This is a genomic window from Georgenia sunbinii, from assembly GCF_036421875.1.
Classification (GTDB): domain Bacteria; phylum Actinomycetota; class Actinomycetes; order Actinomycetales; family Actinomycetaceae; genus Georgenia_B; species Georgenia_B sunbinii.
In genome coordinates, this window is record NZ_JAZGOL010000001.1 from 446,248 (window position 1) to 470,605 (window position 24,358).

Here is a 24,358-nt window from a genome sequence, read left to right on the forward strand (position 1 = left end):
CCGAGCCTACCGGGCGGGGCCGCGCACGACGCCCACCGGTCAGCTGCGGCGCCGGAGCAGCGCGAGGAACATCGCGTCGGTGCCGTGCACGTGCGGCCACAGCTGCACGAGCGGACCGTCGCCCAGCGCGGGCACCTGCTGCCCGGCCACCGCGGTCAGCGCGTCGCGGGCGTCGAGCAGCTCCACGTCGTGGCGCTTGAGCGCGTCGTCGACGACCGCCCGGGTCTCGGCCACGTGCGGGGAGCAGGTGACGTACCCCACCACTCCCCCGGGCCGGACGGCCGCCAGCGCGGCGTCCAGCAGCCCGCGCTGCAGCGCGGTGAGGTCGGGGACGTCGGCTGGCACCCGGCGCCAGCGCGACTCGGGACGACGCCGCAGCGCGCCGAGCCCGGTGCACGGCGCGTCGACGAGGACACGGTCGAAGGTGCCCGCCTCCGCCTCCGGCAGGTCCCGTCCGTCGCCGGTGCGGACGTCGACGACGCCGTCGGGCAGCGCGGAGACGCTCTGGCGCACGAGCCGCGCCCGGTGCGGCGCGACCTCGTTGGCGACCAGGTGCGCGTCACGGTCGGCGGCGAGGGCGCCCAGCAGCGCTGCCTTGCCGCCCGGCCCGGCGCACAGGTCCAGCCAGCGGGAGTCGGTGGGGGCACCGCCCGCCGGGAGTGACGGGTCCGCGCCGAGCGGCGCGGCGGCCAGCGCGAGCGCGACCAGCTGGCTGCCCTCGTCCTGGACGCCGGCGCGGTGCTCGCGCACCGCGGTGAGCGCGGCGGGGTCTCCCACGGGCAGCCGCAGCGCCGTCGGCGCCCACCGCCCGGGCTCCGGATGCTGCCCGGTGGCCTCCTCGACGTCCTCGGCGAGGTCCTCGGCCGAGACCAGACCCGGCCGGGCAACGAGCGTGACGGCGGGGGCCGCGTTGTGTGCCGCCAGCAGCTCCGGCAGCTCCGAGGCCGGACGGCCCGCCGCCGCCAGCGAGGCACGTAGCGCCCGGACGATCCAGGTCGGGTGCGACTCGGCGGCGGCCAGCCGCCCGACGTCGTCGGTGGCGCCCGCAGTGATCTCGGCGAGCCAGGCGTCCTGATCCCTGCGGCCCACGGCCCGCAGCACGGCGTTGGCAAAGCCGGCCGCCCCCTGCCCCAGCCGGGTGCGGACGAGGTCGACGGTCTGCGAGACGGCGGCGTGCGGGGGCACCCGGGTGGCGAGCAGCTGGTGGCAGCCCAGCCGCAGCAGGTCCAGCAGCGGCGGGTCGACCTCCGCGAGCGAACGGCCGCGGGTGCAGCGCTCGATGATGGCGTCGTAGCGCCCCCGCATCCGCAGCGTGCCGTAGGTCAGCTCGGTGGCGAACGCGGCGTCGCGCCCGACGAGGCCGCGTTCGCGCAGCAGACCGGGCAGCACGAGGTTGGCGTAGGCATCGGACTCGGTGACGGCCTGCAGCGTGTCCGCCGCGGCAAGCCGCGCCGGATCGATGCCGGCGCCACCGCGGTCGCTGCCGCCGCGCCGAGCGCCGCCACGACGCACGCCGGCATCCGGCTGGCCGCTGCGCGGTGCGCTGCTGCCGCCCCGCCCGCCGCTGCTGCGTGGTGCGCCGCCGCGGCTCGGACCGCCCGCGCCGGAGCGGTCGGGGCGCTGTTCCTGGTTCATCGGGTCACCTCGCCGAGGCTCGTACCGTCGGTGAGCCGGGCGCCGCGCGCCCAGTCCGGCGCGGGCATCCACGAGCGTCCCTCGGGCGCCACCTGACCGAGCTGCACGGCGACCGATCCGGTGCCGACGAGGACCTCCTGCTTGCCGACGAGCACGGCGCCCGGCGCGAGCGTAGTCACGTCGGGGCGCGGGGTGAGGGCACCGAGCTTGAGACGCTTCCCGTCATGTGCGGTGGTCCACGGGCCCGGGGCCGGGGTGGTGCCGCGCACCAGCCGGTCGATGGCAACGGCTGGCGCGTGCCAGTCGACGCGGGCGTCGGTGACCTCGAGCCGCGGCGCGAGACTGACGCCGTCGGCCGGCTGCGCGACCGGTGCGGCGCTGCCGTCGGCGAGCCGGTCCATGCTTGCGACGAGGAGCGGGGCACCGATGGCGGCGAGCCGCTCGAGCAGGTCACCGGCGGTGTCGGTCGGCCGGATCCGTTCGGTGACGGTGCCGAGCACCGGGCCGGTGTCGAGGCCCTCCTCGATGATGAAGGTAGTGGCACCGCCGAGGTCGTCACCGGCGATGAGCGCGTGCTGCACCGGCGCGGCCCCGCGCCAGGCCGGCAGCAGCGAGAAGTGCAGGTTGACCCAGCCGTGCCGGGGCACGCCGAGGAGGTCCGGCGGGACGAGGTTGCCGTAGGCGACGACGGCGACGGCGTCGACCTCGAGCGCGGCGATCTCGGCGGCCGCCTCGGGGTCACGCAGCGTCCGCGGCGTGAGCACCGGCAGGCCGGCGTCGCGGGCGGCGGCGGCGACCGGGCTCGGCTGCAGCGTCCGGCCGCGGCCCCGGCGGGCGTCGGGCCGGGTGAGGACGGCGACGACGTCGTGCGAGGACTCACGCAGCGCGTGAAGGGACGGCAGGGCGACCTCGGGGGTGCCGGCGAAGAGCAGACGCATGATGGTGCAGTCTAGGTGCCACCTGCGGGGCAGGTGGCCCGCCGCTACCTGTCGGTGCCCCCGGTCCGTAGCCACGGGCGGACTCGACTCCCGGTGGCGAGCAGGATCACAGCGACACCGGTGATCACTCCCTGGCCGACCCGGCCGGCCGTGACACCGGAGGCCGGGTCGAGCACATAGCTGGCATAGCCGTTGGCGAGCGCGTCCCCGCCCAGCACCGCGCACGCCAGCGTGTGCCCCACCCGGCGGCGCCGGACGAGCAGGACGACGACGAGCGGGTCCAGCACCGTCAGTGAGACGAAGAACGCAACCAGCCACCCCGGTGCGCCCGGATAGGGCTCGGCGGGGGCACGGACGAGCTGCACGAGGTGGACGACGGTCCCGTAGCCGAACACCAGGACCGTGCCCGCGACGATCCGCCTGACGTCGGTCGGCACGCCCGCCCAGCGAGCGGCCAGGTCGCCTCGTGCCACGGCGGCTCCTTCGTGTCGTCCGGTGCCGTGGAGCAGCCCGGTGCGCACGCGTGGTGCGGTGCGCTCGCGGCCGGGCACTCCCGGATGGTCACCCGGCCAGTGGCAGTCCCAGTGCCGTGAGGTCTGCCCGGAGGCCGGCCGCGCCGGTGAAGTGGAGGGCGACGATGCCCGTCTCAGCCGCGGCATCGACGTTGACGGTGGTGTCGTCGATGAAGACGGTCCGGGCGGGCTCAAGCCCGTACCGCTCGAGCAGCAGCCGGTAGATCGCCGGGTCAGGCTTGGCCAACCCGGCCTCGCCCGAGACGAGGATCGACTCCAGCCGGTCGATGACCGGGGCGGACCGCGCAGCCTCGTGGAAGGTCTCTGCGGACCAGTTCGTCAGCCCCAGCACCCGCACGCCGGCGTCGCGCAGCTCGTCGACGATCTCGGCGGTCCCGGGCACCGGCCCGGTGAGCGTGTCGGCGAACCGGGCGATGTACTGGTCGAAGTGCGCCACCCGGTGCGGATGGGTCCGGCCGAGGGCGTCGCGGGCGTCGGCGATCAGGCGGCCGGCGTCCTGCTCGTGGTTGAAGGCCGGGAAGTCGATCTCGGTGACGAACGCCTCGTAGTCGTGCCGCGACCAGGCCGGTGCGAACGCCAGGTAGGGGTCCCAGCCGACGAGGACCTGGCCGAGGTCGAACACGACCGTGGTGACCTGGGACGTCGGCCGGCTGACCGTGGTCGGGGACTGCATCTGAGCTCCTGCCTCTCGGTTGACTGCCGGCCCGACCATAGACGACGCCGGTGCCCGGATTGGCTCCGAGCGCCGCGACGGGCAGATCATGGGCGCCATGACTTTCCCGCCCGATACTCCGGCGCCGCGGCCCGCGACGACCGGCCCGGTGGCCGGCCAGGGGCGGCTGCCGGGGCTGGCGCTCGCCGTGGCGGTCGCGCTGGTGGCGACCGCCGTCGGGACCGCGCTGCCGGTGATCGGCAGCCCGGTGAGCGGCGTCGTCCTCGGTGTCGTCGTCGGGGTCGTGGTCCGCCGGCGCGCGCCGGCCACCGTCGCCTCGCTCGGCCCCGGCCTCAAGGTGGCGAGCAAGCTCGTGCTCCAGCTCGCCGTCGTCCTTCTCGGCGCCCGACTCTCGCTCGCCGAGGTCGCCCGCGTGGGCGTCGACTCGTTGCCGGTGATGCTCGGCACGGTGGCGGTCTGTCTCGTCGCTGCGGCAGAGATCGGGCGCCTGCTGGGGGTGGACGGCGAGCTGCGGGTGCTCATCGGTGCCGGCACCGCGATCTGTGGCGCCTCGGCGATCGCCGCCGTCACCCCGGTGGTCCGCGCCACCGGCAGCAACGTCGCGTACGCGATGTCGACGGTGTTCGCCTTCAACATCGCCGCGGTGCTCGTCTTCCCGCCCCTGGGCCAGCTCCTCGGGATGAGCCAGGAGGCGTTCGGGCTGTTCGCCGGGACCGCCGTCAACGACACGTCCTCGGTGGTGGCGGCGGCCGCGACCTTCGGCCCGGTGGCCGCCGACCAGGCGGTGGTCGTCAAGCTCGTCCGCACCCTGATGATCATCCCGATCGTCGTCGGCCTCGCGATGCTCGTCGCGCGCCGCGACCGCCGCGCCGCCGGTGCTGCTGCGGATGCCACGCGCCCCGGCGTCCTGCGGCTGGTGCCCTGGTTCCTCGTCGGGTTCCTCCTGCTGGCCGCGCTCAACAGCGTCGGACTGGTGCCCGAGGCCTGGCACAGCGCCCTCGCGACGGCGGCGACGTTCCTCATCACCGTCGCGCTCGCTGCCATCGGGCTGTCCACCGACGTGCCGGCGCTGCGCGCCGCCGGGCTGCGCCCGCTGCTGTTCGGCGGCATCCTCTGGCTGCTGGTCACCGGCAGCGCGCTGGGCCTGCAGGCGCTCACCGGCACCCTCTGAGCCGCGGCGCCTGCCCGGTCGGTTCGCTCCTGACTCGTCAGAGCTCGGTCGGGTCCAGCTGGATCCGTGGCGCGTCGGCATCCTTGTGCGCGCTGCGGACGGCCGACGCCTGGGCCAGCGCCCGGGCGAGCCGGGCGCCGTCCGCGCGCGGCGCGCGCACCAGGGCCTGGACCTCGTCCGCCGACCACGGCACCGGGCCGAGCACCTCGGCGCCGGCCGGCAGCTCGAGGTGGCGCAGCAGCGCGGCCACCGCCGAGGTGGCGCCCCGGACCGAGGCCATCCGGCTCGCCGGCGGCAGGTCGAGCTCGCTGCGCTCGGCGAGCTCACGTTCCGCGTAGCCGACCGGGTCCCACCGCACGAGCGCCTGCGCGGGCGCCGGGGCGGGGTCGCCCAGCAGCATCACACGGCCGCCGTCGGGGGCGGCCCGTACCAGCGCCGCGGCCGCCAGCCACCGGCGCAGCGCCTCGACGCCGGAGCCGAGCTCCTGGCGGCCGGTGAGCACCGCGCCGTCGAGCAGCAGCGCGCCGGCGTAGCCGTGCCGCGCGACCGGCTCGGCCCCCGGGGTGGCGACGACGACCCGCGGCCGCTCGTCGACCTCCCGGATGATGCCGTGGTCCGCCCGGGCACCGGAGAGCAGCACCGGGACCATCGGGAAGGCCCGGCCGAGCTCCTCGGCGGTGCGGCCCGAGCCGACCCGGACGGCGCGCAGCTCGGTGCCGTGGCAGGTGGGGCAGGACCAGGTGCGGTCCACCCGGCCGCACCAGCGGCAGGTGGGCACTGCCGCCCGGCCGGCCAGCTGGAGGGTGCCGTGGCAGCTGACGCAGCGAGCCATCTCCCGGCAGCGCTGGCAGGAGACGGTGGGCAGGTAGCCGGCGCGCGGCACCTGGACGAGCACCGGCCCGGCGGTCAGCGAGTCGTTGACCAGGCGCCACGCCGGGTGCGGGATCCGGGCGGCGGCGGCCGGTCCCTCCCGGGCGAGGTCGACATCACCTGGGGCCTCGATGCGCGCGGTGCGCTCGCGCACGGTGCGCCGGGCCGCGACCACGCTGTGCGCCCAGCCGGACGCGACGAGCACGTTCGACTCCACGGTGCGCGACCAGCCGCCGACGAGCAGCGCGGCACCGTCCTGCCCGGCACGGAGCGCGAGGACCTCTCGGGTGTGCGGGTAGGGCGCGCGCGGCTCGGCCAGCGTGTCGGCGCCGTCGTCCCAGCACACCGCCAGCCCGAGCCGCGGCACCGGTGCGAAGGCCGCGGCGCGGGTGCCGACCACCACCCGGGCCCGGCCGGTGAGCGCGAGCAGGAAGCTGCGGTAGCGGCGCGATACGCCGTCGTCGGCCTGCAGCCGGACGACCGGCTCGCCGGGCAGCGCGGCGGCGAGCGACTCGGCGACCGCCTCCACCTCCGCCGCCGCCGGCACGACGACGAGCACGCCGCGCCCCGAGGCCAGTGTCGCTCGGGTGGCCTCGGCGATGGCGTCCAGCCAGCCGTGGCCGGTGGCATCGGGCAGCGCGCTCCACACCGCCCGCGGCGACTGCCCCGCGGCCAGCCGGCGGACGTACGCCGGGCCACCGACGTAGTCGTCCCAGGCCTCCCCCGCGAGCCAGGCCGCGGTCTGCCCGGTGCGGTCCTCGGCGGTGCCCTGGAGCACGGACTTCTCGGTGGTCGCGTGGCGCGGCGGCACCGCGAGCCGGACGACGTCCATGAAGGTGCCGGCGTAGCGGTCAGCCACCGCCCGGCACAGCTCGCGGACCTCCGGGCTGAGCACCGGCAGCGCGGAGACCACCCGCCGGACCGGCGTCAGCGCGCCCTGGTGGTCGGTGGTGGCGGCTCGGTCGAGGACGTACCCGCTGCGCTCCTTGCCGGCGAACCGTACCGACACCCGCGCGCCCGGCTGGGCGGTGGCGTCCATCGCCGGCGGCACCAGGTAGTCGAACGGCCGGTCGAGGTGCGGCAGCGAGACGTCGACCGCGACCCGGGCCACCGGTAGCTCGACGCCGCCCGCCTCGGCACCAGCGACGGTGCGCTCGGCAGCGGGCGTGTGCGCGATCAGCTCGAGCTGTCGACCCTCGGCCACCTGTCACCTCCGTCCCAGGACCATCCCATCACGTCGCTGCGACGCGCCGCACCCACCCACCGGCACCTGTGGACGTCCCGGTCCCTCCGCGCTCCCGGCCCACTCGATGGCTCGCCCTTCTCGCTCAACACTCGTCTGCCCGCAGGGGCGAGCGATGATCGAATGGGACGAGCCGAGCGGGTGCGCGGCGGCGCAGGCGCGGGTGCGCAGGGGCGCGGGGGCGGGTGGGTCAGCCGATGGCGGTCTGCAGCGCGGTCACCTGGTCGGTGCGCTCCCAGGTGAAGCTCGGCAGCTCGCGGCCGAAGTGGCCGTAGGCGCTGGTCTCCCGGTAGATCGGGCGCAGCAGGTCGAGCGCCGCGACGATGGCCCCGGGTCGCAGGTCGAACACCTCGTGGATGGCGGCGACGATCCGGTCGCGCGGGACCGTCTCGGTGCCGAAGGTCTCGACGAACAGCCCCACCGGGTTGGCCTTGCCGATCGCGTAACCGATCTGCACCTCGCAGCGCCGCGCCAGGTCCGCGGCGACGACGTTCTTCGCCACCCACCGCATCGCGTAGGACGCCGAGCGGTCCACCTTGGACGGGTCCTTGCCGGAGAACGCACCGCCACCGTGGCGGGCCATCCCGCCGTAGGTGTCGACAATGATCTTGCGGCCGGTGAGGCCCGCGTCGCCCATCGGACCGCCGACGACGAACTGGCCGGTCGGGTTGACGTACAGGTCATGGCCCTCGGCCGACAGCTGCGGCGCGTGCTCGGCAAGCACCGGCGCGACCACCTCGGCGGCGATGGCGCTGCGCAGCCAGGCCTGGGTGACGTCGGCGTCGTGCTGGCTGGAGACCACTACCGAGTCGAGGCTGACCGCGCGGTCGCCGTCGTACCCGATGGTCACCTGGGTCTTGCCGTCGGGGCGCAGGCTGGGCACGATCCCGTTGCGGCGGACGAACGCCAGCCGCTCGGCGAGGCGGTGCGCGAGCCAGATCGGCAGCGGCATCAGCTGCGGGGTGTCGTCGTCGGCGTAGCCGAACATGAAGCCCTGGTCGCCGGCGCCCTGCAGCGCGAACGGGTCCTGCTCGCCGGTGCCGGTGCGGTTCTCCCAGGACTTGTCGACACCGCTGGCGATGTCCGGGGACTGCTGACCGATCGAGACCTGCACGCCGCAGGAGTCGCCGTCGAAGCCGATGGAGGACGATGTGTAGCCGATGGCGTTGACCTCCGCGCGGACGATCTGCGGGATCTCCACGTACGCGCTGGTGGTCACCTCGCCCACGACGGTCACCAGCCCGGTCGTGACGACGGTCTCCACCGCGACCCGGGCGTCGGGGTCCTCACGGAGGATGGCGTCGAGGATCGCGTCGGAGATCCGGTCACAGACCTTGTCGGGGTGCCCTTCGGTCACCGACTCGGAGGTGAACAGACGCAGCTTGGAAGTCACCGGACGATCCTAGGCCACCGTGCGCCTAGGCTAGGAAACGTGTGGCACGAAGCGGTGGCGTGGGCGGAGCTCCTCCTCGAGACCTCGGTCACACAGGTGGCCCGGTTGGAGGGCGGCCTCACGTCCACGATGCTCGAGCTGACCGGCAGCGACGGTCGTGGTTGTGTGCTGCGTCTCATGACCGAGGAGCCGTGGCGTACCCACGGTGCGGCGCTGACCGCGCGGGAAGCTGCCGCCCAGCGCGTCCTCGCACGCACGCCGGTCCCCGCCCCGCTGAGCATCGGCCTTGACGCCGATGGGCATCACACGGGGGTCGCGGCGCACCTGATGACTCGCCTGCCGGGCCGTTCCCTCCCCCGCGTCGACGGCGATGGGCTCGGCGCGATGGCCCGGATGCTGGCGACGATCCACGAGGTGTCCCCCGCCGAGCCGTTCCGCACTTATCAGTCGTGGGCGCCGTGGGCGAAGTGGACGGTCCCCGTCTGGTCTCGCTACCCGGCTTCCTGGCGGCGCGCCTTCGAGGTGCTCGAGGGCGGCCCGCCCCCGTACGAACCGACCTTCCTTCACCGTGACTACAGTCACCGCAACCTGCTGTGGGACGGGAGCGAGATCGTCGGCGTCGTCGACTGGGTGGAGACCTCGACCGGACCGGCGTGGCTCGACGCGGCCCACGCGGCGACCAACCTTGCGGTTGTCTCACGGGCAGCCGGAGCCGGACGAGGTCGGCTCAGGCGAGCCGCAGGGCGATCAGACCAGCCGCAGGGCGATGACGTCCCACAGCCCGCGGGCGACGTCGCGCTTCGAGCCCGCCACCTCGCCCACGGACTGCCCGCCGGCGTCGAGGACGGTCACTGCGTTCGCGACATCACCGAAACCGCGGCCCTCCCCGACCGCGTTGACCGCGAGCAGGTCGGCGCCCTTGCGGCGAGCCTTGGCACGGCCGAGCTCGAGCACCTCGGCGTCGGTGCCGGTCTCCGCGGCGAAGCCGACGACGACGAGACCCGGGTGGGGGCGGTCGGCGGCGACGGTCGCGAGAATGTCGGGGTTCTCGACCAGCTCGACGGCGGGCGGACCGTCGTCCTTCTTGAGCTTGCCGGCCGCGACGTCGGCGGGCCGGTAGTCGGCGACGGCGGCGGCCATGACGAGCACGTCGGCGGTGGCCGTCTCCCGCACGACCGCGTCGAGCAGCTCAGCGGTGGTCTCGACCTCGGCCACCGTGATCGCCGGATGCTTGATCAGGGCGCGGGCGGCCGGGTCCATCGCGGCGGCCAGCAGCGTGACGTCGGCGCCGCGGTGGGCGGCCTCGACGGCGAGCTGGGCGCCCTGGCGGCCCGATGAGCGGTTGCCGAGGAACCGCACCGGGTCCAGCGGCTCGCGGGTGCCGCCGGCGGAGACGACGACGCGGCGCCCGGAAAGGTCCTGCGTGATGAGCAGCGCCAGGGCCGCCTCGGCGATCCGGGCAGGGTCGGGCAGCCGCCCAGGACCGGTGTCGGAGCCGGTCAGCCGGCCGGAGCCCGGGTCGAGCACCCGGATGCCTCGCTCGCGCAGCGTGGCGACGTTGGCGACGGTGGCCGGGTGCTGCCACATCTCGGTGTGCATCGCCGGCGCCAGCAGCACCGGAGCAGTCACGGTGAGCAGCGTCGTCGTCAGCAGGTCGTCCGCGCGGCCGGTGGCGGCACGCGAGAGCAGGTCGGCCGTCGCGGGGGCGACGATGACGAGGTCCGCGCTGCGACCGAGCGCGACGTGGTCGACGTCGGTGGTGCCGGCGAAGACGCTCGTCGTCACCGGCTCACCCGAGAGCGCCTCCCAGGTGGCACGGCCGACGAACTCCAGCGCGCTCTCGGTGGGGATCACCCGCACCTGGTGGCCGTCCTCCCGCAGCAGACGCAGGAGGAGGACGGCCTTGTAGGCGGCGATCCCGCCACTGACCCCGAGCAGGATCCGTAGGCCTGGCGCCGCCACGAGTGCCTCAGCCCTCGGTCCTGGTGACCGTCAGGAGCCCCTCGTTGATCTCGCGCAGCGCGATCGAGAGCGGCTTGTCGTTCTGGGCGGCGGGCACGAGCGGCCCGACGAACTCGAGCAGCCCCTCCTGCAGCTGGGAGTTGTAGGCATTGATCTGCCGGGCGCGCTTGGCGCCGTAGATGACCAGCGCGTACTTGGAGTCGGCGGCCTCGAGGAGCTCGTCGATCGGCGGGTCGGTGATGCCCTCGGGCTGGGCGACGGTTCCGGACATGTCGGTAACCTCTCATGACGGTGACGTGGCGGAGGTCCACGGCGCGGGGCGCCGCAGACGCAGACAGTCCAGTCTACTCGGTCTGCAGTCCCATGAGGGCGACGAGCTCGTCGGTGGCGCGCGTCACGACGTCGTTGACGACGACGTCGTCGAACTCGTCGACGGCGGCCAGCTCCCGGCGTGCCGACGCCAGCCGGCGCTCACGCTCCTCCGGGCCCTCGGTCCCCCGGCCGACGAGGCGCCGCTCGAGCTCCTCCCAGGACGGCGGGGCGAGGAAGACGAAGTGCGCGCCTGGCATGGTCTGGCGTACCTGCCGGGCGCCCTGCAGGTCGATCTCCAGAAGTGCCGGCTCGCCGCGGCGCAGCCGCTCCTCGACCTGGGCCCGCGGCGTGCCGTACCAGTTACGGCCGTGGACCTGCGCCCACTCGAGCAGCTCGCCGTCGGCAATCATCCGGTCGAACTCCGCCGGGCCGACGAAGTGGTAGTGGACGCCGTCGATCTCCCCGGGCCGGGGGCTGCGGGTGGTGGCGGACACCGAGAGCCACACCTGCGGGTAGCGCCGGCGCAGGTCGGTGGAGACGGTGCCCTTGCCGACGGCGGTGGGGCCGGCGAGGACGAACAGCTGGGCCTCGGCCGCGGGGGACGTGTCAGCGATGAGGCTCACCCGAACATCTCGAGGAGGGCGTCGACCTGCTTGCGGCCCAGGCCCTGCACGCGCCGAGCCTCGGAGATGCCGACGTCGGCCATGATCGCGCGGCTCTTGACCTTGCCGACCCCGGGCATCGACTCCAGCAGCTCCACGACGCGCAGCTTGGCCAGCGCCTCGTCGTCCCTGGCGCCGGCGAGCACCTCCGACAGCCGGACCTGGTGGTGCTTGAGCTGGTGCTTCACCTCGGCGCGCCGGCTGCGGGCGGCGGCGGCCTTGGCGAGGGCGGCGGCTCGTTGTTCTGGGCTCAGCGGCGGAAGTGCCACGGGATCACCTCGGGGTCGGGGGCAGGGACGGGTGGGCGGGCCGGCGTCATGGGTCGGGCGACGCGACCTCGCCATGATGCCAGCAGCAGCAGGTTACCGAGCCGGCGCGGCGGGGACCATGGTCCCCGCCGCGCGGGATTCGCCTCAGCCGGCCAGCGCGGTGCGGACCTCGTCGGTGGCCGCGTCGGCTGCGGCCCGCAGCCCGGCCGCCGTCGGTCCCGCGGACAGGACGCCGCGGGAGGTGCTGGCGAGCACCGCCCGCCCGGCCCCGGCGAACACGCGTGACACCTCGGCCGCGCCGGCCCCCTGCGCGCCCACCCCGGGCGCGAGCAGCGGGGCCCGCGAGGCGGCGAGGTCGATGCCGAGGGCCTCGACCGCGTCCCCGATGGTGGCGCCGACGACGAGCCCCACCGAACCCAGTGGCTCGCCGCCGCCCGGTCCGGCCGCGTTGAGCGCGCCGACGCCGTCGACGATCGCCGCGGCCACTGCTCGGCCGTCGGCACCCGTGGCGTGCTGGACGCCGGCGCCCTCCGGGTTCGAGGTGAGCGCGAGCACGAACAGCCCCCGCCCGGTGCGGTGCGCCAGCTCGACGGCCGGCGCGAGCGAGCCGAGCCCGAGGTACGGCGAGAGCGTGATCGCGTCGGCCGCCAGCGGCGCGTCGTCGGTGAGGTAGGCCTGCGCGTAGCCGGCCATGGTCGAGCCGATGTCGCCGCGCTTGACGTCGAGCACGGTGAGCGTGCCGGCCGCCCGCGCGGCGGCCAGCACCTCCTCCAGGGCGGCGACGCCGGCCGAGCCGTGCCGCTCGAAGAACGCCGACTGCGGCTTGAGCGCCGCCACCCGGCCACCGAGGGCCTCGACCACCCGCAGCCCGAACTCCCGCACCCCCGCCGCGGTGTCCGCCAGCCCCCAGGCGGACAGTAGCGGCGGGTGCGGGTCGATGCCCACGCACAGCGGACCGTGCTCGGCCATCGCGTCGGCGAGCCGCCAGCCGAACGGCACCGGCGCGGCGCCGGCCGCCGCCGTCACCGGCGCGCCCGAGCGGCGTCGTACTCCTGCAGCGAGGTCACCGTCGGTGCGCCGTTGCGCGCGGCCTCGATCGCCTGGACCGCGGCGGCGAGCTCCTGCACGGTGGTGATGATCGGCTTGTCCGCCGTCGTCGTCGCGGTGCGGATCTCGTAGCCGTCGGCGCGGGCGCCCTGGCCGGAGGGGGTGTTGACGACCATGTCGACCTGGCCGGTGTCGATGAGGTCGATGATGGTCGGCTCCCCCTCGGGGCCGCGGCCGTCGCTCGCCTTGCGCACCACGGTGGCGGGGATGCCGCTGCGGCGCAGGACGCCGGCGGTGCCCTCGGTGGCGAGCAGCTCGAAGCCGAGGCTGACGAGCCGCGCCATCGGGATGGCCAGCGCCCGCTTGTCACGGTCCGCGACCGACACGAACACCCGGCCGCTGTCCGGCAGCCCGCCGTAGGCGGCCATCTGGGACTTGGCGAAGGCGCGCGGGAAGTCGACGTCGAAGCCCATGACCTCGCCGGTGGACCGCATCTCCGGGCCGAGCACCGCGTCGACGACCGAGCCCTCGCGGGTGGCGAACCGCTTGAACGGCAGCACCGCCTCCTTGACCGCGATCGGCGCGTGGCGGTCGGTCACCCGGGCGTCGTCCTGCGGCAGCATGCCGCGCTCCCGCAGCTCGGCGACGGTGGCGCCGGCCATCACCAGCGCCGCGGCCTTGGCCAGCGGCACACCGGTGGCCTTGGCGACGAACGGCACGGTCCGCGAGGCACGCGGGTTGGCCTCGATGACGTAGAGGATGTCCGACACCAGCGCGAACTGGATGTTGATCAGGCCCCGCACGCCGACCCCGTCGGCGATCGCCCGGGTGGAGGCGGCGATCCGCTCGAGCTCACGGTCGGAGATCGTCACCGGCGGCAGCACGCAGGCGGAGTCGCCGGAGTGGATGCCGGCCTCCTCGATGTGCTCCATGACGCCACCGAGGTACAGGTCGGTGCCGTCGAAGATCGCGTCGACGTCGATCTCGATCGCGTCGTCGAGGAACCGGTCGATGAGCAGCGGCCCGTCGGAGGTGTCCAGGCCGGTGCGCTCGGCGTAGTCCCGCAGCTGCTCGACGCCGTAGACGATCTCCATGCCTCGGCCGCCCAGCACGTACGACGGCCGGGCGAGCACCGGGTAGCCCACCTCCTCGGCGACCGCCTCGGCCTGCACGAGAGTGGTGGCGATGCCGAAGGCGGGGGCGGGCAGGCCGGCGCGCTCGAGCACGGCGCCGAACCGGCCACGGTCCTCCGCGGCGTCGATGGCGTCGGGCGGGGTGCCGAGGATCGGCACGCCCGCGTCCGCCAGCCGGCGCGCCAGCCCCAGCGGGGTCTGGCCACCGAGCTGGACGACGACGCCGGCGACCGGCCCGGCCGCCAGCTCCGCGTGGTAGATCTCGAGGACGTCCTCGAAGGTCAGCGGCTCGAAGTACAGCCGGTCGGAGATGTCGTAGTCGGTGGAGACCGTCTCCGGGTTGCAGTTGACCATGACGGTCTCGTACTTCTCCGCCAGCGCCATCGTCGCGTGCACGCAGGAGTAGTCGAACTCGATGCCCTGCCCGATCCGGTTGGGCCCGGAGCCGAGGATGATCACGGCCTCGCGCTCACGGGGCGCGACCTCGGTCTCCAGGTCGTAGCTGGAGTAGTGGTAGGGCGTGGACGCGGCGAACTCGGCGGCGCAGGTGTCGACCGTCTTGTAGACCGGCCGCAGCCCGTAGGCGTGACGCACCTCGCGGACGGTGTCCTCCCCCAGCCCACGCAGCTCGGCGACCTGCCGGTCGGCGAAGCCGTGGCGCTTGGCCAGTGCGAGGACCTCGACGGTCAGTGCCGGGGCCTGCGCCACGGTGGTGGCGACCTCGTCGATGAGCAGCATCTGGTCGAGGAACCACGGGTCGATCTTGGTGGCCTCGAAGAGCTGCTCGACCGTCGCGCCGCCGCGGATCGCCTGCTGGACCTCGACCAGCCGGTGGGCGGTCGGCACCTTGATGGTCTCCAGCAGCGCCGCGGTCTCCTCGGTGCCCGGGGCGGCGCCGCGCCAGTGGAACTGTGCGTCGGGGGTGTCGATGGAACGCAGCGCCTTCTGCAGCGCCTCGGTGTAGTTGCGGCCCAGCGCCATCGCCTCCCCCACCGACTTCATCGTGGTGGTGAGCACCGGGTCGGCCGCCGGGAACTTCTCGAAGGCGAACCGCGGCACCTTGACCGCGACGTAGTCGAGCGTCGGCTCGAAGGCCGCGGTGACGGTCCGGGTCGAGGACACGATGTCGCTGGGGATCTCGTCGAGCGTGTAGCCGATGGCCAGTCGCGCGGCGATCTTGGCGATCGGGAACCCGGTGGCCTTGGAGGCGAGCGCGGAGGACCGCGACACCCGCGGGTTCATCTCGATGACGATGACCCGGCCGGTGCTGGGCTCGATGGCGAACTGGACGTTGCAGCCACCGGTGTCGACACCGACCTCGCGGATGACCGCGATGCCGATGTCACGCATGTTCTGGAACTCGCGGTCGGTGAGGGTCAGGGCCGGCGCCACCGTGATCGCGTCGCCGGTGTGGACGCCGACCGGGTCGACGTTCTCGATCGAGCAGACGACGACGACGTTGTCCGCGTGGTCGCGCATGAGCTCGAGCTCGAACTCCTTCCAGCCGAGGATGGACTCCTCGAGGAGCACCTCGGTGGTCGGCGAGTAGTGCAGCCCGGCGCCGGCGATCCGCTCGAGGTCCTCCGGGTTGTAGGCCAGCCCGGACCCGAGGCCGCCCATGGTGAACGACGGCCGGACGACGAGCGGGTAGCCGAGCTCCTCGGCGGCGGCCTGGCACTCCGCCATGGTGTGGGCGATGACCGACTTGGCCACCTCGGCCCCGCAGCGCTCGACGACTCCCTTGAAGGCCTGGCGGTCCTCGGCCAGGTGGATCGCGGCGATCGACGCACCGATGAGCTCGACGCCGTACTCGGCGAGCACGCCCGCCTCGTCGAGCGCGATCGCGGTGTTGAGGGCGGTCTGCCCACCGAGGGTGGGCAGCAGCGCGTCGGGCCGCTCCTTGGCGATGATCGAGGCGACGATCTCCGGGGTGATCGGCTCGACGTAGGTGGCGTCGGCGATCTCCGGGTCGGTCATGATCGTGGCCGGGTTGGAGTTGACGAGGATGACCCGCAGGCCCTCCTCGCGCAGCACCCGGCAGGCCTGGGTGCCCGAGTAGTCGAACTCGGCGGCCTGGCCGATGACGATCGGCCCGGATCCGATGACGAGTACGGAACGCAGGTCCTCGCGACGCGGCATCAGGCGTCCTCTCCGGTGGTCTGGTGGGTGACGATGAGATCGACGAAGCGGTCGAACAGGTAGGAGGCGTCGTGCGGGCCGGCCGCCGCCTCCGGGTGGTACTGGACGGAGAACGCCGGCACGTCCAGGGCGCGCAGCCCCTCGACGACGCCGTCGTTGAGCGAGACGTGGGAGACCTCGACCCGCCCGTAGCGGCCGCCGTCGAACGGTGCGACGGCCGGCTCGCCGACCGGCGCGTCGACCGCGAACCCGTGGTTGTGCGCGGTGATCGCCACCTTGCCGGTGGCCCGGTCGATGACCGGCTGGTTGACGCCGCGGTGGCCGTAGTCGAGCTTGTAGGTGCCGAAGCCCAGTGCCCGGCCGAGCAGCTGGTTGCCCAGGCAGATCCCGAAGAACGGCACACCGGCTCCGAGCACGCCGCGCAGCAGCTCCACCTCGGCGTCGGCGGTGGCCGGGTCGCCCGGGCCGTTGGAGAAGAACACGCCGTCGGGCGCGAGCTCGAGCACCCCGGCGAGGCTGGTGTGCTGCGGCACGACGTGCACGCGCAGCCCGCGCTGGGCCAGCTCCTCGGGGGTGCGGGACTTGATGCCTAGGTCGACGGCGACGACGGTCGCCACCGGCTCCTTGCCGGTGTAGGCGCCCGAGGGCTCGACGACGTAGCTCTCCTGGGTGGACACCTCGGCCGCCAGCGCGGCACCGTTCATCCGCGGTGCCTGCCGGACCAGCTCGAGCAGCACGTCGAGCGCCGGCTGGCCCGGGTCGGTGCCGCCGGCCGGCAGTGCCGAGCCGGAGAAGATCCCGGCCCGCATGACGCCGCGGTCACGCAGGTGGCGGGTGAGCGCGCGGGTGTCGACCTCGCAGATCCCGACGACGTCGCGGGAGGCGAGGTCGGCCTCGAGCGCACCGGTCGACCGCCAGCTCGAGGCACGGCGGGCAGCGTCCCGGATGACGACGCCGGCTGCCCACACCTTGGGCGACTCCTGGTCCTCCTCGTTGACACCGGTGTTGCCGATGTGCGGCGCGGTGAAGGTGACGATCTGCCGGTGGTAGGACGGGTCGGTGAGGGTCTCCTGGTAGCCGGTCATCCCGGTGGCGAACACGATCTCACCGACGGTACGGCCGCTCGCGGCGTAGGCGCGGCCTCGCAGCACGTAGCCGTCCTCGAGGATGAGCAGGGCGTCGTCTCGACTGGTACTCACCGGTCTCCTTCTGGTTGCTGGGTCACGGGGCGGCCGTCGCGCACAGTGGCGCGACCGCGCAGGAAGGTGGCCACGACCCGCCCGGGCAGGGTACGGCCCTGGAACGGGGTGTTGCTGCTGGCGGTCACCTGCTGGGCGCCGTCGACGGTCAGCCGGGCGGCGGGGTCCACGAGGGTGAGGTTGGCCGGCTCGCCGACCGCGATCGGCCGGCCGTGGCCCTCGACCCGGCCGATCTGCGCCGGCCGCGCGGAGAGCACTCGGGCGACGTCGGCGTAGGTCATCAGGCCGGGCTCGACCATGGTCTCGAGCACGACCGGCAGCGCGGTCTCCAGCCCGGTCATCCCGAAGGCGGCCTGCGGCCACTCGCAGTCCTTGTCCTCCATCGGGTGGGGCGCGTGGTCGGTGGCGACGATGTCGATGGTGCCGTCGGCCAGCGCCGCCCGCAGCGCGCGGACGTCCTCGTCGGTGCGCAGCGGCGGGTTCACCTTGAAGGTGGGGTCGTAGCTGCGCGCCAGGTCGTCGGTGAGCAGCAGGTGGTGGGGAGTCACCTCGGCGGTGACATCGATCCCGCGGGCCTTGGCCCAGCGCACGATCTCCACCGAGCCGGCGGTCGACAAGTGGCAGATGTGCACCCGGGAGCCCACGTGCTCGGCGAGCAGGACGTCGCGGGCGATGATCGCCTCTTCGGCGACCGCCGGCCAGCCGGTGAGGCCGAGCTCGGCCGACACGACACCCTCGTTCATCTGGGCGTCCTCGGTGAGCCGCGGCTCCTGGGCGTGCTGGGCGATGACGCCGTCGAAGGCCTTGACGTACTCCAGCGCCCGGCGCATGAGGACCGGGTCCCACACGCACTTGCCGTCATCGGAGAACACCCGGACGCGGGCCTGGGAGGCGGCCATCGCGCCGAGCTCGGCGAGCTGTTCTCCCGCCAGGCCGACGGTCACCGCGCCGACCGGGAACACGTCGGTCCAGCCGGCCGCCCGGCCCAGGTGCCAGACCTGCTCGACGACGCCGGCGGTGTCGGCCACCGGGGAGGTGTTGGCCATCGCGTGCACAGCGGTGAAGCCGCCGGCCGCCGCTGCGCGGGTGCCGGACCACACGGTCTCGGCGTCCTCCCGGCCGGGCTCGCGCAGGTGGGTGTGGAGGTCGACGAGCCCGGGCAGCGCGACGAGACCCTCGGCGTCGATGGTCTGGGCGTCGGGCCCGGCCTGCCGGGCGGCGTCGGGGCCGATGGCGGCGATGACGCCGTCGGCGAGGAGAAGGTCCGTGGTGGGCCCGCCGAGCGGCGCGGCACCCCGCAGGAGATAGCTGGTCACGAGGCGGCTCCGAGGTCGCTGGAGGACGTCGCCGGGGCTCCGGCGAGCAGGTGGTAGAGGACGGCCATCCGCACCGAGACACCGTTGGCGACCTGCTCGACGACCGTCGAGCGGGGGCTGTCGGCGGCCTCGGCGGAGATCTCCAGGCCACGGTTCATCGGCCCGGGGTGCATGACGATGGCGTGGTCGGGCAGCGCGGCGAGCCGGCTGCGGGTGAGCCCGTACTGGCGGTGGTACTCCTGCGGCGAGGGGAAGAAGCCGCCCCCGGCGCTGGACATCCGCTCGCGCTGGACGCGCAGCATCATCACCGCGTCGGGGCCCTGCGCCAGGGTCCGGTCGAGGTCGTAGGAGACCGTGCAGGGCCACGCCTGCACCCCGACCGGCACGAGGGTGGGCGGCGCGACCAGGGTGACGTCGGCACCGAGCGTGGTCAGCAGCTCGACGTTGGAGCGCGCCACCCGGGAGTGCAGTACGTCCCCGACGACGACGACGGACAGGCCGCGCAGGTCCCCGCCGCGCGTGTCGCCGTCCGGGCCACCACCGGTGAGGCGGCGCCGGATGGTGTAGGCGTCCAGCAGGGCCTGCGTCGGGTGCTGGTGCGTGCCGTCCCCGGCGTTGACCACCGGGACGTCGATCCAGCCGGAGTACGCCAGCCGGTGCGGGGCCCCGGACGAGTGGTGCCGCACGACGACGGCGTCGGCGCCCATCGCCTGGAGCGTCTGGGCGGTGTCCTTGAGCGACTCCCCCTTGGAGACGCTGGAGCCCTTGGCAGCGAAGTTGATGACGTCGGCCGACAGCCGCTTAGCGGCGGCCTCGAAGGAGATCCGGGTCCGGGTGGAGTCCTCGAAGAACAGGTTGACGACCGTCAGCCCGCGCAGCGTCGGCAGCTTGCGCATCTGCCGGGACTGGGTGGCGGCCATCTCCTCGGCGGTGTCGAGCAGGGCGACGGCGGCGTCCCGGTCGAGGTCGCGGGCCGAGAGCAGGTGCCTCATCGGGCGTCCTCCCCCGCCGGCCGCGGCTTGACGATGCTCACGGCGTCCTCGCCGTCGATCTCGGCGAGCCGCACGCTCACGCGTTCGTGCCGTGACGTCGGCAGGTTCTTGCCGACGTAGTCGGCCCGGATCGGCAGCTCCCGGTGGCCGCGGTCGACGAGCACCGCGAGCTGCACCCGGGCCGGGCGGCCGAGGTCGGCCAGCGCGTCCAGCGCCGCGCGGATGGTGCGGCCGGAGAACAGCACGTCATCGACGAGGACGACGAGCTTGCCGTCGACGCCGCCGCTGGGCATCTCGGTGCGCAGCAGCGTGCGTGTGGGCTGGGAGCGCAGGTCGTCGCGGTACATCGTGACGTCGAGCGCGCCGAGCGAGGCGCGGCCACCGGCGTCGACGAGACGGCTGTGCAGCCGCTGCGCGAGCGGGACGCCGCGGGTGGGGATCCCGAGGAGGACGACGTCATCGGCGTCGGAACGTTCGAGGATCTCGTGGCTGATGCGGGTCAGTGACCGGGCGATCTCGGGCGGGCCGAGGACGGTCACCTCCGGCAACGCCGAGGGCACAGGTGTGTCGTAGTCCATCTGGCATGCTCCTTCCCCGCCTCACGGGACGGGTCTTAAAGGACGGGCAGATCGCCCTGATGCTACCCGGTGACCGGTGCGCTCCCGGTCCGCCGCACGGGCCGCAGCCACCGCTGTCGGCAATACCAGCGCGGCGCCCGACAGTTGGTGGGATGCTGGAAAGAGGTGGCCGGACGCCGGTATCCGCCGCATCTCCGGCCCCGAGGAGACGAGGTGTGAGATGAGTGACATTCCTGCGGGAGCCGTCGTCGTCGGGCACGACGGATCAGCGCTGGCGGACCAGGCCCTGCGATGGGCGGCGGCCGAGGCCGCGCTCCTCGGTACCGGCCTGCACGTGCTCCACGCGACCAAGCTCGCCGGGGGCAGCCAGGCCTGGGCCGCGTACCTCGAGGAGGACCTCAGCCGCTATGGCGACGCCGTCCTCGAGGACGCCGCGGAGACGTTGGCCGACGACGACCTCACGGTGACGACCGGGTCGATCTCGACGACCGCCGGTGAGGCGCTGGTGGAGGCGTCGCGGACGGCCGCCGTCGTCGTCATGGGCGCTCGCGGCCTGGGGCGGCTGTCCGGTCCGCTGCTGGGTTCCACCACGCAGCGGGTGTCGGCCCACGCGCACGGCCCGGTCGTCGTCGTGAGGGACGAGCCGACCGCGCCGCACGGTCCGGTCGTCGTCGGGCTGGACCCCACCGGCAACGCCGACGACGCCGTGCGGTTTGCCTTCGACCACGCCGCCCGGCGCGGCCTCGGCGTACTCCTCGTGCAGGCGATCCCGCCCGCACCACCGGTGCGTGACGCCTTCCGCGACAGCCGCACGATCGAGATCGTCGAGCGTGCCGCCCGTGCCGCGGCGGCCGATGCCCAACAGCAGGCGAACCGGTGGCGCGAGGAGTTCCCGGACGTGCCCGCCGACGTCGATATCGTCCATGACCACCCGGTGGAGGCGATCACCGACGCGTCGCGTCGTGGCAGCCTCACCGTGGTCGGCTCCCGCGGGCGAGGCGGTCTGGCCAGCACCCTGCTCGGCTCGGTGAGTCGAGGGGTGCTGCAGCACGCCGCCGTCGTCGCGGTGGTCCGGCCGCGGCAGTAGACCCGGGACGCTCCGTCAGGCAGGGCCGGCTTCCCGTGCCAGCGCGACCGCCGCGGCGGCGCCCTGCCGCCACGGCGCGCCGTGACCGGGCAGCACGGTGCCGGCACCGGTGCCCGCGACCGCGTCGAGGGTGCGCAGGTTGAGCGCGGAGTCCGCCGTCGCGGCGCCGGCGACGATCCGCGGGCCGGTCCGGCCGGTGTACGGGTCGAGCGTCACCAGCGCGTCACCGCTGAGCACGACGTCACGGTCGGGCAGGTGGAGCGCCACATGCCCATAGGTGTGGCCCGGCGTCGCCAGGACCTGTGGCCGCCCCGGCACCGGCAGCTCGCGGCCGGGCACGAGCGACCGCACCCGGTCGAGCTCGACCCCACGGACGCACAGCGCACCCGCGGCCGCCACCCGCAGGAGGATGGGCACCGCGGCCGGGTGCTTGACGGGGTAGGCGGCCCGCGGGTTCTCGTGGGCGTAGCGGTACGGGTGTGCCGCGAGGCGGTGGTCCTCCGGGTGGGCCCAGACCGGCAGGTCCAGCCGTTCCTGGAGGCGTCGGGCGAGCCCCACGTGGTCGAAGTGGGCGTGGGTGAGGGCCGGTGCTCGCAGGTCGCGGGGCCGGTGCCCGAGCGATCTGATCGCCTCGCCGAGCTGGCGCCACATCGCGGGCACGCCGGCATCGATGAGGGCGAGGCCGTCGTCGTCCTCGATGAGGTAGCAGTTGACGGCGGCCCGGCTGACGAGGTGGACCCCCGGAGCTACCTCGGTGACGGTCGTCATGCTCACTCCCCGCTTCGGCTCGTCCGGCACGCCGCGACCACAGTCGGCCGTGACGCGAGTCACGTGCCACTATCGCCGGGCGGGCGGGCGCGCGCACCCCGGGAGGCGGTTGCGCCCGCCGCGCACCGTGCTCAATCGCGGGGCGCGGCCTCGAGCGTGAGGATCCGGCCGAGAAGGCCGTTGACGAACCGCGGCGAGTCGTCGGTGGACAGCTTGGCGGCCAGCGCCACCGCCTCGTCGACGACGACGGCGCCCGGCACGTCGACGTTGTACAGCAGCTCCCAGGTGCCCAGGCGCAGGATCGCGCGGTCCACCGCCGGCATCCGCTCCAGGGTCCACTCCTGGGAGTAGGTGGTCAGCAGCTCGTCGATCTCTTCGCTGTGGGTCGCTACCCCCTCGACGATGTCGACGGCGTACTGCGGCAGGGCCGTCTGCGCAGTGGTGTGCTGCAGACGCTCGGCGAGGAGGTCGAGCAGCCCGATGGGCCGGCCGGACACTTCCCGCTGGTCGGCCTCGTAGAGGACGTCGATCGCGCGGGTACGGGCTTTGCTGCGTGCTCCCATGTCAGTCGTTCACGCGACCGAGGTAGTCCCCCGAGCGCGTGTCGACCTTGATCTTGGTGCCGGTCTCGAGGAACAGCGGGACCTGGACCTCGTAACCGGTCTGCACGGTCGCGGGCTTGGTGCCGGCCGAGGAACGGTCACCCTGCAGGCCGGGCTCGGTGTAGGTGATCTCCATGACCACCGAGGTCGGCATCTCGACGTAGAGGACCTGGCCGTCGTGCATCGCGACGGTGGCGACCTGCTCCTCGAGGAGGAAGTTCGCGACGTCGCCGATGGTGTCGGCCATCACCGTCAGCTGCTCGTAGGTGCTGCTGTCCATGAAGACGTAGTCGGCGCCGTCCTGGTACAGGTACTGCATGTCGCGACGGTCGACCGTGGCGGTCTCGACCTTCACGCCGGCATTGAAGGTCTTGTCGACCGACTTGCCCGACAGCACGTTCTTCAGCTTGGTGCGCACGAAGGCCGGGCCCTTGCCCGGCTTGACGTGCTGGAACTCCACGACGGACCACAGGTGCCCATCGATGACGAGCACCATGCCGTTCTTGAGGTCGTTGGTCGAAGCCACAGAAATATCCTTGCGTCGGGGGATGTGCGGCGCTCAGCCTAACGCGTGGCGCGCCCAGAGTCCCAGCACGGCACAGGCGCCGGCCCAGGTGTAGGAGACCAGCGTGCCGATGATGAACAGCTCGGCCGACGGCCCGCGTCGGTCCGGGTGCGGCTCGCGCAGCTCCGGGTAGCGGCCCAGGCCCTTGACCGCCAGGACGACGGCGACGGCCTCCGGGAAGCCGGCGAGCACCGCGCCGGTGATCGCCAGCCGCTCGAGCATCCCGATCCACGCGCCACCGCGGGCGATGCCGCCGTCGGGCGGGTCGGGCTGCCAGCGGCGCAGCACCCGGCCAGTCGCCAAGCGCCCGCCGAGGACGGAAAGCAGCAGCACCCCGGCGAAGGCCCCCGCGATCGCCCAGCTCATCGGTCCGCCTCGGCGTCTCGGTCCGCACCGGCGTCGTCCAGCAGGCGGGCGGCGAGCGGGTGGAGCCGCTGCTCCTCCTGCCACATCGCGGTGGCGAGCCGCTGGCTCACCGCCTGGGCGCTGATGTCCAGCTCCTCCGCAGCGCGTCGCTGAGTGGGCACGGTGTCCATGAGGTCGATGATCTCCCACCCCTCGGGGCTGCGCCGACGCACCACCAGGCCGAGCATCTGGAGCAGCGCCTCGGCGTCGTCGGCGGCCTGCGGGTCCTCCCCCTCGACGGCGAGCGGGATGCTCACCGCACGACCGCGGGCGCGCTCCACCGCCGCCCTCGCGTGCACGAACGCCGGCCCGGCACTGGCGGCGGCGGTGTCGGCGAGCGGCTCGCTCACCGGGCCGGCCCCGATCCCGACGCTCCAGCCGCCCAGCCGCTGCAGCCGCAGCGCGAGGTCGACGACGTCTGCGGCGGCGTCGAGCACCCCCTGCACCTCGTCCCCAACGGTGCGGACCATCGGCAGCACGAACGGGTCGCGGCCGAGGACCGCCTGCCAGCGGGCCACGTGGTCGAGCAGCGCGGGGACATCGTCCCCACGGGTCTGGCTCGACTTTTGGTCGATCGTCAGCACGAACATTCCTCAAGCCTAGCCCCTTGATCCCCCAAGATCAAGGCCCCACCCTTCAGGCATACCCCCTCCCCCCAAAAAATGCTGCCGAGAGCGGGATTGTCCACGCGACCGCGTTGCCGAGACGCCCCCGAATGTTGCCGAGAGCGGGATTGTCCACGCGACCCCCATGTTGCCGAGAGCGGTGGAGCTCGCTGACAATCCCGCTGTCGGTGACAAGTCGGCTGTCGCGGACAATCCCGCTGTCGGCGACAATCCCGCTGTCGGCGGCAGGGGGGGTAGGGG

23 protein-coding genes and 1 pseudogene are annotated in these 24,358 nt (G+C 73.9%); 3 read left to right on the forward strand and 21 right to left on the reverse strand.

Features of this window, described 5'->3' with window-relative positions; all coding sequences use genetic code 11:
• Window positions 1-39 precede the first annotated feature (39 nt).
• The 4 genes from V2J52_RS02165 to V2J52_RS02180 form a co-directional block, all read right to left on the reverse strand.
• Complete coding sequence (locus V2J52_RS02165; RefSeq protein WP_331226013.1) at window positions 40-1,635, reverse strand: RsmB/NOP family class I SAM-dependent RNA methyltransferase; 1,596 nt, start codon at window positions 1,633-1,635, stop codon at window positions 40-42.
• Window positions 1,632-2,573, reverse strand: a complete 942-nt coding sequence (gene fmt, locus V2J52_RS02170; protein WP_331226014.1) for a methionyl-tRNA formyltransferase — start codon at window positions 2,571-2,573, stop codon at window positions 1,632-1,634. The genes V2J52_RS02165 and fmt overlap by 4 nt, the downstream gene beginning before the upstream one ends.
• Before the next feature lie 44 nt (window positions 2,574-2,617).
• Window positions 2,618-3,046 (reverse strand): hypothetical protein, encoded by a 429-nt coding sequence (locus V2J52_RS02175; RefSeq protein WP_331226015.1) that lies wholly within the window; start codon window positions 3,044-3,046, stop codon window positions 2,618-2,620.
• An 88-nt stretch (window positions 3,047-3,134) separates the two neighbouring features.
• The gene (locus V2J52_RS02180) at window positions 3,135-3,779 is read right to left on the reverse strand and encodes an HAD family hydrolase (protein ID WP_331226016.1); all 645 of its coding nucleotides are present in this window, start codon (window positions 3,777-3,779) and stop codon (window positions 3,135-3,137) included.
• Window positions 3,780-3,876: 97 nt separating this feature from the next.
• On the opposite strand from V2J52_RS02180, the gene V2J52_RS02185 reads away from it, so the two are divergent.
• Complete coding sequence (locus V2J52_RS02185) at window positions 3,877-4,950, forward strand: YeiH family protein (RefSeq protein WP_331226017.1); 1,074 nt, start codon at window positions 3,877-3,879, stop codon at window positions 4,948-4,950.
• Window positions 4,951-4,987: 37 nt separating this feature from the next.
• On the opposite strand, the gene V2J52_RS02190 is transcribed toward V2J52_RS02185, so the two are convergent.
• Both V2J52_RS02190 and metK read right to left on the reverse strand, forming a co-directional pair.
• Window positions 4,988-7,024: a primosomal protein N' gene (locus V2J52_RS02190; protein WP_331226018.1), complete on the reverse strand. Its 2,037-nt coding sequence runs from the start codon at window positions 7,022-7,024 to the stop codon at window positions 4,988-4,990.
• Window positions 7,025-7,253: 229 nt separating this feature from the next.
• Window positions 7,254-8,456 (reverse strand): methionine adenosyltransferase, encoded by a 1,203-nt coding sequence (gene metK, locus V2J52_RS02195; RefSeq protein WP_331226019.1) that lies wholly within the window; start codon window positions 8,454-8,456, stop codon window positions 7,254-7,256.
• A gap of 96 nt (window positions 8,457-8,552) precedes the next feature.
• Here metK and V2J52_RS17005 point away from each other — a divergent pair.
• Window positions 8,553-9,185 (forward strand): annotated as a pseudogene (locus V2J52_RS17005) (aminoglycoside phosphotransferase family protein); the annotation flags it as partial.
• An 18-nt stretch (window positions 9,186-9,203) separates the two neighbouring features.
• Here V2J52_RS17005 and coaBC read toward each other — a convergent pair.
• The 10 genes from coaBC to pyrR form a co-directional block, all read right to left on the reverse strand.
• Window positions 9,204-10,418 (reverse strand): bifunctional phosphopantothenoylcysteine decarboxylase/phosphopantothenate--cysteine ligase CoaBC, encoded by a 1,215-nt coding sequence (gene coaBC / locus V2J52_RS02200; RefSeq protein ID WP_331226020.1) that lies wholly within the window; start codon window positions 10,416-10,418, stop codon window positions 9,204-9,206.
• Window positions 10,419-10,425: 7 nt separating this feature from the next.
• Window positions 10,426-10,689, reverse strand: coding sequence for a DNA-directed RNA polymerase subunit omega (gene rpoZ / locus V2J52_RS02205; protein ID WP_331226021.1), 264 nt, complete (start codon window positions 10,687-10,689; stop codon window positions 10,426-10,428).
• A 73-nt stretch (window positions 10,690-10,762) separates the two neighbouring features.
• Window positions 10,763-11,344: a guanylate kinase gene (gmk, locus tag V2J52_RS02210; RefSeq protein ID WP_331226481.1), complete on the reverse strand. Its 582-nt coding sequence runs from the start codon at window positions 11,342-11,344 to the stop codon at window positions 10,763-10,765.
• A 5-nt stretch (window positions 11,345-11,349) separates the two neighbouring features.
• The gene (gene mihF, locus V2J52_RS02215) at window positions 11,350-11,661 is read right to left on the reverse strand and encodes an integration host factor, actinobacterial type (RefSeq protein ID WP_331226022.1); all 312 of its coding nucleotides are present in this window, start codon (window positions 11,659-11,661) and stop codon (window positions 11,350-11,352) included.
• 144 nt (window positions 11,662-11,805) lie between these two features.
• Window positions 11,806-12,687 (reverse strand): orotidine-5'-phosphate decarboxylase, encoded by an 882-nt coding sequence (gene pyrF, locus V2J52_RS02220; protein WP_331226023.1) that lies wholly within the window; start codon window positions 12,685-12,687, stop codon window positions 11,806-11,808.
• On the reverse strand, window positions 12,684-15,980 hold the full coding sequence (gene carB, locus V2J52_RS02225; RefSeq protein ID WP_331226024.1) for a carbamoyl-phosphate synthase large subunit: 3,297 nt from the start codon (window positions 15,978-15,980) through the stop codon (window positions 12,684-12,686). Before carB ends, pyrF begins: the two co-directional genes overlap by 4 nt.
• Window positions 15,980-17,179 (reverse strand): glutamine-hydrolyzing carbamoyl-phosphate synthase small subunit, encoded by a 1,200-nt coding sequence (carA, locus tag V2J52_RS02230; RefSeq protein WP_331226025.1) that lies wholly within the window; start codon window positions 17,177-17,179, stop codon window positions 15,980-15,982. Before carA ends, carB begins: the two co-directional genes overlap by 1 nt.
• Window positions 17,176-18,495, reverse strand: a complete 1,320-nt coding sequence (locus V2J52_RS02235; protein ID WP_331226027.1) for a dihydroorotase — start codon at window positions 18,493-18,495, stop codon at window positions 17,176-17,178. The genes carA and V2J52_RS02235 overlap by 4 nt, the downstream gene beginning before the upstream one ends.
• Complete coding sequence (locus V2J52_RS02240; RefSeq protein ID WP_331226028.1) at window positions 18,492-19,487, reverse strand: aspartate carbamoyltransferase catalytic subunit; 996 nt, start codon at window positions 19,485-19,487, stop codon at window positions 18,492-18,494. Before V2J52_RS02240 ends, V2J52_RS02235 begins: the two co-directional genes overlap by 4 nt.
• Window positions 19,484-20,065, reverse strand: coding sequence for a bifunctional pyr operon transcriptional regulator/uracil phosphoribosyltransferase PyrR (gene pyrR, locus V2J52_RS02245; protein WP_331226029.1), 582 nt, complete (start codon window positions 20,063-20,065; stop codon window positions 19,484-19,486). The genes V2J52_RS02240 and pyrR overlap by 4 nt, the downstream gene beginning before the upstream one ends.
• A gap of 220 nt (window positions 20,066-20,285) precedes the next feature.
• On the opposite strand from pyrR, the gene V2J52_RS02250 reads away from it, so the two are divergent.
• Window positions 20,286-21,152: a universal stress protein gene (locus tag V2J52_RS02250; RefSeq protein ID WP_331226030.1), complete on the forward strand. Its 867-nt coding sequence runs from the start codon at window positions 20,286-20,288 to the stop codon at window positions 21,150-21,152.
• 15 nt (window positions 21,153-21,167) lie between these two features.
• Here the strand turns inward: V2J52_RS02250 and V2J52_RS02255 are convergent, their stop codons facing one another.
• The 5 genes from V2J52_RS02255 to V2J52_RS02275 all read right to left on the reverse strand — a co-directional run bounded on the left by V2J52_RS02255 (window position 21,168) and on the right by V2J52_RS02275 (window position 24,082).
• A complete protein-coding gene (locus V2J52_RS02255) occupies window positions 21,168-21,920 on the reverse strand; it encodes an MBL fold metallo-hydrolase (protein ID WP_331226031.1) in 753 nt (250 codons plus the stop codon).
• A 131-nt stretch (window positions 21,921-22,051) separates the two neighbouring features.
• Window positions 22,052-22,483, reverse strand: coding sequence for a transcription antitermination factor NusB (nusB, locus tag V2J52_RS02260; protein WP_331226032.1), 432 nt, complete (start codon window positions 22,481-22,483; stop codon window positions 22,052-22,054).
• Between the two features lies 1 nt (window position 22,484).
• Window positions 22,485-23,048, reverse strand: coding sequence for an elongation factor P (efp, locus tag V2J52_RS02265; RefSeq protein ID WP_331226033.1), 564 nt, complete (start codon window positions 23,046-23,048; stop codon window positions 22,485-22,487).
• A 33-nt stretch (window positions 23,049-23,081) separates the two neighbouring features.
• Window positions 23,082-23,453, reverse strand: coding sequence for a hypothetical protein (locus tag V2J52_RS02270; RefSeq protein ID WP_331226034.1), 372 nt, complete (start codon window positions 23,451-23,453; stop codon window positions 23,082-23,084).
• Window positions 23,450-24,082 (reverse strand): hypothetical protein, encoded by a 633-nt coding sequence (locus V2J52_RS02275; RefSeq protein ID WP_331226035.1) that lies wholly within the window; start codon window positions 24,080-24,082, stop codon window positions 23,450-23,452. The genes V2J52_RS02270 and V2J52_RS02275 overlap by 4 nt, the downstream gene beginning before the upstream one ends.
• Window positions 24,083-24,358 lie beyond the last annotated feature (276 nt).